The 11,492-nt window shown below is 57.8% G+C and carries 9 protein-coding genes; 4 read left to right on the plus strand and 5 right to left on the minus strand.

Features of this window, described 5'->3' with window-relative positions; genetic code table 11:
* The first annotated feature begins 386 nt into the window (after nt 1-386).
* The 4 genes from B097_RS0106350 (at nt 387) to B097_RS0106365 (ending at nt 5,952) form a co-directional block, all read left to right on the plus strand.
* Entirely contained in the window at nt 387-1,652 is a 1,266-nt protein-coding gene (locus B097_RS0106350; RefSeq protein WP_018581703.1) for an MFS transporter, read from the plus strand.
* Nucleotides 1,653-1,700: 48 nt separating this feature from the next.
* Nucleotides 1,701-3,158, plus strand: coding sequence for a bifunctional UDP-N-acetylglucosamine diphosphorylase/glucosamine-1-phosphate N-acetyltransferase GlmU (gene glmU / locus B097_RS0106355; RefSeq protein WP_018581704.1), 1,458 nt, complete (start codon nt 1,701-1,703; stop codon nt 3,156-3,158).
* 11 nt (nt 3,159-3,169) lie between these two features.
* Complete coding sequence (locus tag B097_RS0106360) at nt 3,170-4,147, plus strand: ribose-phosphate diphosphokinase (protein WP_026254355.1); 978 nt, start codon at nt 3,170-3,172, stop codon at nt 4,145-4,147.
* A 353-nt stretch (nt 4,148-4,500) separates the two neighbouring features.
* Complete coding sequence (locus B097_RS0106365; protein WP_026254356.1) at nt 4,501-5,952, plus strand: MFS transporter; 1,452 nt, start codon at nt 4,501-4,503, stop codon at nt 5,950-5,952.
* Nucleotides 5,953-6,025: 73 nt separating this feature from the next.
* Here the strand turns inward: B097_RS0106365 and B097_RS0106370 are convergent, their stop codons facing one another.
* From B097_RS0106370 to B097_RS12605, 5 genes are all read right to left on the minus strand, one after another.
* On the minus strand, nt 6,026-6,874 hold the full coding sequence (locus B097_RS0106370; protein ID WP_018581707.1) for a sugar phosphate isomerase/epimerase family protein: 849 nt from the start codon (nt 6,872-6,874) through the stop codon (nt 6,026-6,028).
* Entirely contained in the window at nt 6,874-8,037 is a 1,164-nt protein-coding gene (locus B097_RS0106375; protein WP_018581708.1) for a Gfo/Idh/MocA family protein, read from the minus strand. Before B097_RS0106375 ends, B097_RS0106370 begins: the two co-directional genes overlap by 1 nt.
* A 3-nt stretch (nt 8,038-8,040) precedes the next feature.
* Nucleotides 8,041-9,048, minus strand: coding sequence for a Gfo/Idh/MocA family protein (locus tag B097_RS0106380; protein WP_018581709.1), 1,008 nt, complete (start codon nt 9,046-9,048; stop codon nt 8,041-8,043).
* Nucleotides 9,049-9,060: 12 nt separating this feature from the next.
* Nucleotides 9,061-9,903: a sugar phosphate isomerase/epimerase family protein gene (locus B097_RS0106385; RefSeq protein WP_018581710.1), complete on the minus strand. Its 843-nt coding sequence runs from the start codon at nt 9,901-9,903 to the stop codon at nt 9,061-9,063.
* 218 nt (nt 9,904-10,121) lie between these two features.
* The gene (locus B097_RS12605) at nt 10,122-11,243 is read right to left on the minus strand and encodes an MFS transporter (protein WP_248636162.1); all 1,122 of its coding nucleotides are present in this window, start codon (nt 11,241-11,243) and stop codon (nt 10,122-10,124) included.
* Nucleotides 11,244-11,492: the final 249 nt, after the last annotated feature.

Consider the following 11,492-nt stretch of genomic DNA (forward strand, 5'->3'; position numbering starts at 1 on the left):
GATTAGCCCACGGACCTGCCGATTAGGCTTTACGCCATGATTCGGTAAACTAAGGTGCAATTTCCCCATGGTGTAATCGGCAACACTACGGTTTTTGGTACCGTCATTCTAGGTTCGAGTCCTGGTGGGGAAGCTTTTTTATTGCCAAAATCAGGCGGTGGTCTCCCCCTTTAGCATCTTTCACCCCGAATTTCTGCTCATGTCCGCGACTTCGTGCACACTAAAGTGTGCGCGCCTGCACTGCAGAATTAATGCTTTTCGTGTGAAAATAGTTCTCGGTGCAGCCCACCACAACCGGGGGATTTGGGGGAATTTACACAATGAGCGCTGCAGCCGCCCGGCCACACTGTATCTCTAATAGGGCGGCTGCAGCAGCTGGGAGTACCATGACGGCCATGAGCACGGATACGCACACAGAGGATCATCTTCCTCACGAAGAGCACAACGCGCGCCGATTTATCTGGTCCAACGGCCTGCAGGGCCTCGGCGACCAAATCGTTGCCCCGAAAACTGTCCTTCCGTGGCTATTCGCGGCCGCAGGCGTACCGCACTTCTTCACCGCGATGCTGGTCCCCGTCCGCGAATCCTTATCTATGCTGCCCCAAGCCGCGATGACCCCATGGGTAACCACCCAACCATCACGCAAAAAGGTGTGGATCATCGGCTCACTCGGCCAGTTTATCGCGGCCGCCCTGATCGCTTTATCGGCCATGCTCTTCGATGGGGTCGCGCTCGGCGTCGCTGTCGTCGTGTTGCTTGCCGTATTGGCCACGTTCCGCTCACTGTGCTCGATCGCTTCTAAGGACGTGCAGGGCCGCACCATCACAAAAGGACGCCGCGGATTGATCACTGGGCGCGCGACAGCCTTTTCCGGCGGTATCGCGCTTGTCGTCGGTATTGCATTGGCGCTTATCGACGGAGACATCCCCCGTTGGGTACTCGTTGCTCTGCTTGGCGGTGGCGCTCTCACGTGGGCGCTGGCCACTCTCGTGTTCCAGGGGATCCGCGAACCGGAATCTGAAGTGGAGCCACAAGATATTCGGCGCGGCTGGTGGGCAGACACGTGGGGCTTATTCACCGGCGACAAGGAGTTCCGTTCCTTCGTCATCGTGCGCTCCCTCATGCTGGTCACCGCTTTGTCAACGACGTTCATCGTCACGTTGAGCCAGGAGGTTGGCCAAGACATCACGGGCCTAGGCATCTTCGTGGTGGCATCGGGCCTGGCCTCCCTGATCGGCGGCCGGGTATCCGGCATCTTCTCCGACATTTCTTCGAAAAATACGATGGCCATTGCCTCCGGTGCAGCCAGCGTGATCCTGATCCTGCTGATCATCTCAGCCAACGTGGCGTCGGCAAGCGCAAATGCGTGGATCCTGCCGGCCGGTTTCTTCCTTGTCACCCTGGCGCATACTGGTGTCCGCGTGGCGCGTAAGACGTACCTGGTGGATATGGCGGAGGGCGACCAACGCACGCGTTATACCGGTGCGGCAAACACGCTGATGGGAGTCATCCTCATTCTGGTGGGTGCGGTGTCTGGTGTCGTCGCTCAGTTCGGCTCACAGGCGGCACTCATTTTCCTTGCCGTGATCGGCGGTATCGGCGTGATTGCCGCATCGCGTCTGCGTGATGTGTCGGTTAAGAAGGAAAACTAACGTTATGCTGGTAGCCGTTCCTGGCTACAACAGACAAAGGAGTCGCACGTGTCTCAATCTTCTGACTGCGCCGTGGTGGTTCTCGCCGCTGGTGCTGGCACCCGCATGAAATCCGCGAAGCAGAAAACGCTGCATGAGATTGGTGGCCGCAGCCTCTTGTCCCACTCTCTGCATGCTGCTGCCGGCGTGAACCCGCAGCATATCGTGGCGGTTGTTGGCCATCAGCGCGATCAGGTCTCCCCTGCTGTTGATGAAATTGCGAGCCAGCTGGGACGCACCATCGACCAGGCAGTCCAGGAGGAGCAGAATGGCACGGGCCATGCAGTTCAATGCGGGCTGACCGCGATTCCTGATTTCACCGGCACCGTCGTGGTGACCAACGGAGATGTCCCACTGCTGCGCCCGGAGACCATTCAGAGCTTGATCGAGGCACACAATCGAGCCAATGCTGCCGTTACCGTCTTATCTCTCGAACTGGATGACCCCACCGGTTATGGCCGCATCGTGCGCGATGCCGACGGAAACGTGGAGAAGATCGTCGAACAGAAAGATGCGAACGACGCGGAGAAGGCCATCACCGAGGTGAACTCCGGTGTCTTCGCTTTCGACGGCGCCGTGCTGGCTGACGCTTTGACGCGTATCGACGACAACAATGCCCAGGGCGAGCTGTACATCACTGATGTGCTGGGGATTGCACGTTCCGACGGAAAAATCGTCTCCGCCCACTTAGCGCAAGACCCAGCCGAGCTGGCGGGCGTGAACAACCGCGTGCAGCTTGCCGAAGCTGGCGCTGAATTGAACCGCCGCACTGTCGAAGCAGCGATGCTGGGTGGTGCGACTGTCGTGGACCCCGCAAGTACTTTCATCGGCGTGGACGTGAAGATTGGCTCGGACGTGGTGATTCATCCGAATACTCAGCTGTGGGGGTCCACCGAGATCGCCGACAACGCTGAGATCGGCCCCGACACCACGCTGACAGATATGAAGATCGGCGAGGGCGCTCACGTCTACCGCACCCATGGTTCGGACTCAGAGATCGGCGCGCACGCAGAGGTTGGCCCCTTCACCTATGTTCGTCCTGGCACTGTACTGGGTGAGCATGGCAAGCTGGGCGGTTTCGTCGAAGCGAAGAATGCGCAGATCGGAAACGGCTCGAAGGTGCCTCACCTGACCTATATCGGCGATGCAACCGTGGGCGAAGAATCCAATATCGGCGCGTCCAGCGTGTTTGTCAACTATGACGGCGTGGAGAAGCACCGTACGGAGATCGGTTCGCACGTGCGGACCGGTTCCGACACCATGTTTGTTGCCCCGGTGAGGGTCGGTGATGGTGCCTACACCGGTGCGGGTACAGTGGTTTTGGACGATGTCCCCGCTGGTGCCTTAGCCATTAAGGAAGGTCGCCAGCGCATCATTGAGGGCTGGGTGGAGAAGAAGCGTCCGGGTACACCGGCAGCTGAAGCCGCACAGCGCGCACGAGAAAATTCCGCAAACCAGGAAGGCTAAACAGTTCCACTATGTCTGGATACTCTGTTGGAAGCGACAAGAAACTCATGTTCTTTTCCGGGCGAGCGCACCCGGAACTGGCCGAGGCCGTAGCTAAAGAGCTCGGTACCGAGGTCACCCCGATGACCGCAACCGATTTCGCCAATGGCGAGATCTTCGTGCGCTTCGAGGAGTCCGTGCGCGGTGCTGACTGCTTCGTCATGCAGTCCCACTGCCAGCCACTGAACAAGTGGATCATGGAACAGCTGATCATGATCGACGCGCTCAAGCGCGGTTCTGCCAAGCGCATCACCGCGATCCTGCCGTTCTACCCCTACGCCCGCCAGGACAAGAAGCACCGTGGCCGCGAGCCGATTTCCGCTCGTCTCATCGCGGATCTGCTCACTGCAGCTGGCGCAGACCGCATCGTGTCGGTGGACCTCCACACCGACCAGATCCAGGGCTTCTTCGACGGCCCTGTCGACCACATGCACGCGATGCCGATCCTCACCGATTACATCAAGAGCAAGTATGAGCTGGATAACCTCGTCGTGGTCTCCCCTGACGCCGGCCGCGTGAAGGTTGCTGAGAAGTGGGCAAACACCCTGGGTGACGCGCCTCTGGCGTTCGTTCACAAGACTCGCGACACTGAGGTTGCCAACAAGGTCGTTGCCAACCGCGTTGTCGGTGACGTTGAGGGCAAGAACTGCGTGCTTCTCGACGACATGATCGACACAGGCGGCACCATCGCTGGTGCGGTACGCGTGCTCAAGGAAGCTGGCGCAGGCGATGTTGTGATTGCTACCACTCACGGCGTGTTCTCTGATCCCGCACGCGAGCGCCTGAGCAAGTGCGGCGCTGAGGAAGTAATCACCACCGACACCCTGCCACAGTCGAAGGAAGGATGGGACAACCTCACTGTTCTGTCCATTGCCCCTCTGGTGGCAAAGACGATTCACGAAATCTTCGAAAACGGTTCCGTAACCACCCTTTTTGAGGGCCAGGCCTAAGCGCTTCGTACCTCTCCATCCCCCGCGTCACACGATTGGCGCGGGGGATTTCGTCGTTAAGCGCGAATTGCGCCTACCCCCGCTTCCCTGTGAGAACATTTCTGGTTCCGAGGGATGTACCGGTATTTTTACCCACGCCAGGGTCTGCGACCTGCGGAAATAGCGGTCAAAAAAGCTGATACGTGTACTACCCGGTATAGACCTTATTGCTTATGAGGCACCACCCTACCCCCGCCACAATGTGTCGCAGATTACTTTTTAGTATTTAGATAACATGTTTCACTACCAACATGGTTGAATGAAATCGAGATTAATAAGTTCACTTCCTGTTCGTTTCCCCCTTGGAGGCAATCGTGACTACTGCGACACCTGCGCAGCAACCCACAACGGTTGAACGCGACGTTCGACCGTTCGGGATGCGCGACAAAGTCGGCTACATGTTCGGCGACTTTGGTAATGACTTCACATTCATCCTGCAGTCCACCTTCTTCATGATCTTCTACACCAACGTGGTCGGCATTAACCCCGCCCATGTTGGTACCCTGTTGCTCGTCGCACGTATCGTCGACGGCTTCACGGATATCGGCATCGGCGTGGTCGTCGACCGCCTGCCCAACAAGCGCGTGGGCTACAAGTTCAAGCGCTGGATCAAATGGATCGCCATCCCTGTGGCGGTAGCATCCGCACTGATGTACATGTCCTTCGTCGCCGACTTCAACTCCTATGGCGCGAAGTTGACCTGGATGATCGCAACCTACTTCCTGTGGGGCTCCGCGATGTACACCATGATCAACATCCCTTATGGCTCCATGGCATCGGTCATTTCCCCTGATCCCGACGATCGCGCACACCTCTCCGTGTGGCGCTCCACCGGTGCGACCCTGGCGAACATTGCGATTACCACCACCCTGCCGTTGATCGTCTACGTCACCAACGAAGCTGGCGTGTCCGTCTTGTCTGGTGACCGCATGATGTGGTCCTCCATCGTCTGCTCGATCCTTGCTGTCGTGTGCTACGCGATCATGTACAACTTGGTCACTGAGCGCGTGGTGCAGGCAGACGACGCACAGACCGAAACCGTCGGCATCGGCAAGATGCTGGGATCCGTCGTGTCCAACCGCGCGCTGCTCGGCCTGATCGCTGCGGCTTTGATCTTGCTGCTGTCGATGATGTTCCTGATGGGCATGCTGGGCTACCTGTTCACCTCCTACTTCGGTGATGGCCGCCTCCAGTCCCCCGCATCCTTTGCTGGCCTGTTCCCCGCTTTGATCTTGATCGTCCTCGCCCCGTGGCTAGCGAAGAAGTACGGTAAGGCTGAGGTCGGTATCGTCGCGATGCTGATCACGGGCGTGGTGATGCTGGCTGCCTACTTCCTCAAGATTGAAAACCCATGGGTCTGGATCGTGTTCTACGCAGTGGGCATGTTCTGCATCAACGTATTTAACTACCTGATCTGGGCATTCATCACCGACGTCATCGACTACCAAGAAGTGCGTACCGGACACCGCGACGACGCGACCGTTTACGCCGTGTACTCCTGGGCCCGCAAGCTGGGCCAAGCCTTCGCCGGCTTCCTCGTTGGTGCCACCCTGGGCTGGATCGGCTTCGATTCCGCCGCAGCAGCCGAAGGCGTCCAGCAATCCGCAGAGGCTATCGACGGCATCTACATGCTGGCCAACGTCGTACCTGGCATCGGCGGCATCCTCGTCGCCCTGAGCCTGATCTTCCTCTACCCACTGAAGAAGAAGCAGGTCGAAGAGAACGTGGCTATCCTCGAAGCACGCCGCGCAGGCGCTGAAGCATAAAGCTTCTTCAACCAAAAACTCCGCCCGGTCCCCCACTAAGGGGACCGGGCGGAGCGCTTTGGTCTAAAGCGAACTACCAGCCGATCGAAGCAAGGTACTCGCGGGAGTCCTTGATGCAATCGAGTGGATCACGGCCATAGGTCATGTCCTGCTCGATGAAGAAGTACTCCGCACCGGCTTCCTTCGCCGCAGGCATGAGGTCAGGCCAGTTCATGTTGCCCTGGCCAACCTCCGCGAACTCGACGATGTTCACGAACTTGTCATAGCCTTCCTGCACGTTGCCGGAGCTCATCAAATCGATGGCCTCCTGTGGCAGCGACGTCACGCGGAAGTCCTTCACATGGATCAGCTTGCACACGCCCGAGTACTGCTTGAGCATGTCCAACGGTGCCATGCCACCGCGCTGCACCCAGTGCAGATCAACCTCGAAGTACAGGGCAGGAGCAACACGACGAACGATGTCGAAGATGCGCTCCTCCCCAAACTTGTGCAGGTCAATGTGGTGGTTGTGATAACACAGGGTGATGCCCTCGTCGGCAAGTCTCTCAGCATAAGGATTGACCTCGCTGGCCCATGCCTCCACGGCCTCCTTGGACACCATGGCATCGAAGCTCATCATGCCGATGCGCACGAAGCTGCAGTTCAGACGCTTACAGTCAGCGACGATCTTGTCGAAGTCAGAGTCCAGCGCGTCGCCGGTAGCCGTCGGACCCGAGCGCAACGCCACGGACAGGGCACCGACCTCGACGCCCAGCTCCTTGATGCCGCGCTCAAGGTCGGCCGTGTTCTTCTCATCCATTGGGATCTGGGAGACCTCCACGGATGCGATATCGAGCTCCTTGAGCTTCTCAAGGACGGCGAACATGCCTTCTTCGGCCACCTGATCCTTGAGCATCATCATTTGTACGCCAATGTCAGCCATTATTTACGCTCCTCAAACTTGCCCTCTTCCTTGATGCGCTTGTTCAGCTCTTCAAGGTATTTCTCTTCGTCGAAGTCAACCAGGTCGACTTCTTCGCCCGTCCAAGACGACAGGTGGATACCGTTGGCAAGGCGCACGCCGTTGATGCCGTCGGCGCCCGGCGCGAGGAGTTCTTCCTCACCGTTAACGGCCGCGGCAAAGTTGCGCAGAACTTCAACGTGCTGGCCACCCCACACGGATTCGTATTCCTTCGTCTCGGTGGAAACGTACTGGTCCATGTCCATCTGGCCGGTGAACAGCTTGCGCACGGCCTCCATGTCCATGTTCTCGGAGAGGACTTCCTCGTTGTCGGTGAGACGCGAGACGGTGACCTTCTTGGAATCGTCGACAACGATCTTGCCCTTGTCGCACAGGATCTCCAGGCGGTCGGTGCCGATCATGTCATGCGTACAGGTGATGAACGTGCCTGTTGCACCATCGGCGAAGGACACCAGCGCGTTGACCTCATCTTCCACGACGATGTCGCGCTTGAAGCCGTACTCTGCGCGCGCGAACACGCGCTCTGGTGCGCCGCAGATCCACTGCCACAGGTCCAGCTGGTGCGGAGCCTGGTTAACGAGGACGCCGCCGCCCTCCCCGCCCCAGGTTGCGCGCCAATCGGACTGATCGTAGTAGCCCTGTGGACGCCACCAGTTGGTGATCAGCCAGGAGGTGTGGCGCAGCTTGCCCAGCTCGCCAGAGTCTAGGATCTCCTTGATGTCCTTGTACAGCTGGTTGGTGCGCTGGTTGAAGAACACACCGAACTTCAGCTCTGGCTTGGTCTTCGCGAAGTCGATCAGTTCGTTGGCCTGCTTGGTGTACACACCCACAGGCTTTTCGACGAGGGCGTGAACACCGTTGTCGAGCGCGTAGATGCCTACCTCTGGGTGCAGGTAGTGCGGAACCGTGGTGACGACAGCGTCGACGTCACCGGAAGTGACCATCTCCTTGTAGTCCTCGTAGAAAGGCACACCGTATTCGTCGGCCTGTTCCTTCTTCTCTGGCAGGATGTCGCAGATTGCGCCGATGGTCATGTTGTCGACGCGGCCCTCATTGATGAACTGGGCGTACATGCTGCCCTGTGCACCTAGGCCAATAATGCCCAAACGTACATTCTTACTCATGTCTTACTCCTTTTCTTGTGACGATTGATAGATTGCCTTCGCGATACCCAGGGAGGACATCGCTTCGGCGGGACCGATCCAGAACGGTTCTGGATCGGCAAGTCTTTCGTAGAAATCTCGGATCAGCAGCTCGTGGCTCACGCCCCAGTAGCTCCTGCCCTCGCTCTCCTGCTTCCGCTCCTCATAGTGATCGACCTGCCCGTCCTTCCAGGTCACGGTCAGCCCATCGCGCAGTTCGACGAGGGCTTTCGCACAATCGATCTCGATCTCAACATGACGGTGGCGCGAGTTCGTCAGCGTTCCGTAGAAGCTGGTATGCACCCCGGACTCATGGCGGAGATAGGCGTGGGCAGTATCCTCTGTGTCCACTACGTCGCCATACTTGTCCGTGGAGATCATGCCCTTGACCCCGGTAACTGGGCCCATGAACCACTGCAATAAGTCCAGCGTGTGGATCGCCTGGTTCATCAGCAGCCCGCCCCCAGCGCGCTCTTTCTGTCCGCGCCACGGTTTGGCTGTGTAGTAACCCGGTGTACGTGTCCACACCACCGACGCGTACACGCCATGAACGGTGCCTAGCGTGCCGGAATCCAACAGGCGACGCAGTTCCAACGACGAAACGTTGTAACGGTTCTGGTAACACACGCCGATCTTGGGCGCACCCGGATGCTCCTCCAGGTAGTCCAGAAGCTGGTAGGCATATTCCGTCTCGTGCGCAAGGGGCTTTTCCAAGATCACGTTCACGCCGGCTTCAAGCGCCTCGATAGCAAGATCGATGTGCTGGTCATGCGGCGTAGTGATATGCAGGACATCGATTTCTTCCTTGTCCAGCATGCTGGTCAGCGATGGATAAGCGTTCGCTGTGGTCTTCGAAGAAATCAATTTGGCCGCGTCAAGGTGAGTGTCGGCCACCCCCACTAGAGAGATGCCTAGTTCTTCGCTCAGCGCCTCAATCGCTTCTACGTGCACGGCGGCGACATCGCCGCAACCAACTAATGCAGCGTTCACCATAGTGGCCGCCTCCTAGTTGTACTGGGCGTTAACGTCGTCCAAAAGCTTCTTCAGTGCGTCATACGCGCTGGTCCACAGGTCTGGACCACACAGACCACCGAACTCGTCGAAGTCACCGAGGTGTGGCTCGATGGAAACGAAGCCGTTGTAGCCGCTCTTGTTCAGCTCAGCGATCAACTCTGGATACTGGCCATCGCCCTGGCCGGCAGGGGTGATGATGCCCAGTGGCTCATCTTCGGTGGGCACCGTTGCGTCCTTCACGTGGACGTAGTCAACGTAGTCCTTCACGATCGGCCACGCCTCGTCGAAAGGCTTGTAGCCAGTCTGAACGTAGTTCGCCGCATCATAAATGGAGCGGTAGTTCGGCGAATCGATCGTCGTGATCAGGTCCTTCACGCGCTCCGGGGTATCACCGTAGATTCCCTTCTCATTTTCGTGCAGCAACGTGATGCCACCGGCCTCTGCCAGTTCCACCATCGCGCGCGTCCGCTTGATCACTTCGTCGCGGTACTGGTCGGCGTCTTCGCCTTCAGGAATGAAGAAGGAGAACATGCGGATGTACTTCGCACCGAAGAACTTCGCTACCTCGACACCGTGGCGGGCCCGCTCTAGGTGCTCGTCGAATGGATCGGTGATCTGAATCTTGCCCAGGTCCGAACCGACTGCGGAGAGTTTAATTCCCGCCGCATCGAGTTTCTCTTTCGCGGTGTCCAGCTGTTCCTGGCTGAGGTCCAAGACCTTCACGTCCCAGGCGCTGCGGAACTCGACATGCTTGATGTTGAGCTTCTTCAGCAGATCGATCTGTTCGTCGAGGTCATGGGCGATTTCATCGGCAAAACCGGTGATGGTGAACATGATTAGTCCTTTCCTTGTCGTCACGCTCGCACATTTTTATTGAGATTACTTATCCAGCGTACAGATCAAACTTTTTCGTGCCTGTAATTTTCCGTAAACTACCCCCGAAAGTTCACAGAAATATGCTGCAAGTGATTTACGCCTCAGGGTATAGATAAATTGAAACGCACGCCTAGGGAACCAAGTGGCCCCTTAAGCGTGCGTCGACAAGCGCATTCCTAGGTGCTCAGGTCACGTCCCTGGATACCTTTCGGGACGAAGAGCGCCCCGATCAGCGAGATGGACGAAATCACCAGAATGTACACACCGATATAGATGGAGTTTCCAGTCTCTTCCAGAATCATCGCGGCGATCATCGGCGCGAATGCGCCACCAATAATGGACCCCAGCGCATAGCCAATAGATAGACCAGACAGGCGGACCTGCGCCGGGAACATCTCTGCATACAGTGCCGGCTGCGGGCCATAGGTCACCCCCAGCAAAGCACCAAGAATGATTACGGCCATCCCAAACAGCATGACGTTGGCCGTGTCGATCAGGATCCAAGTTGGGATCGCCCACACCATCATCAAGATATAGCCGATAATGAAGGTTTGCTTACGACCGATCACATCGGAAACCTTGCCGGAGACGAGTGTGGAGATGATCCATGCGATCGCCGTCATCAGGGTCAACGCAAGGACGATCGGCCGGTCCATGCCCAAAACATTCGTGCCATAGGAAGCGAAGTAGGCGATCGCTAGATAGCCCGCCGCATTCACACCCGCGAAGATCAGGGCGCACAGTACGACGAGACCAGCGTGGTTCTTAAAAAGCGAGCCCAACGGAGCGGATGCTGTTTTCTTCATCTCCGTCATCTCTTCGAAGACTGGAGATTCCTCCACCAGACTACGAATCCAGAAGCCCAGTGCAATCAAAATGATGGATGACAGGAAAGGAATACGCCAGCCAAAAGACTCAAACTGTTCTGGGGTCAGCGCCGTAGAAATCACCAACATAAACACAGTGGCCAGCGCCATGCCCGCCGGCACACCCACCTGCGGGTAAGCACCGAAGTAGCCGCGCTTGAGCACCGGTGCGTGCTCTACCGCGATGAGTGCGGCACCGCCCCATTCACCACCAGCGGACAAGCCCTGGAGGATACGCAGCAGTACCAAAATGATTGGCGCAGCGATTCCGATCGCGGCATAGTTAGGCAAAAGCCCCATCAAGAAGGTCGCGCCGCCCATTCCCACCAAAGTGATCACAAGGACCGGCTTGCGGCCCAAACGATCACCCAAATGACCGGCGATGATGGCGCCCAACGGACACTGATAATGGGAGTGCGGGACAAGAACCATCCGGAATGACCCACTAACGGACTGGCCACAATCTGATTGTGTGCCTTCGTTGCGATCTGTCTTCCGGGCTGGTTCTCGCCCCGCACCGCGATCCGGCGATTCGGTCATGACCTCATAGGAGCGTGACCTCTCACCGTGACCACCCCGGCAGGTGTCATAGTAGTAGTCCCATCAGTGTCCTGTCTGCTCGAACCCTCGGATCAGCGGCTACCTTCATCACTTCCCTATGCGAAAGCGTTGACAGCCATG

The sequence above is a fragment of the Corynebacterium pilosum DSM 20521 = CIP 103422 genome, assembly GCF_000373805.1.
Taxonomy (GTDB): domain Bacteria; phylum Actinomycetota; class Actinomycetes; order Mycobacteriales; family Mycobacteriaceae; genus Corynebacterium; species Corynebacterium pilosum.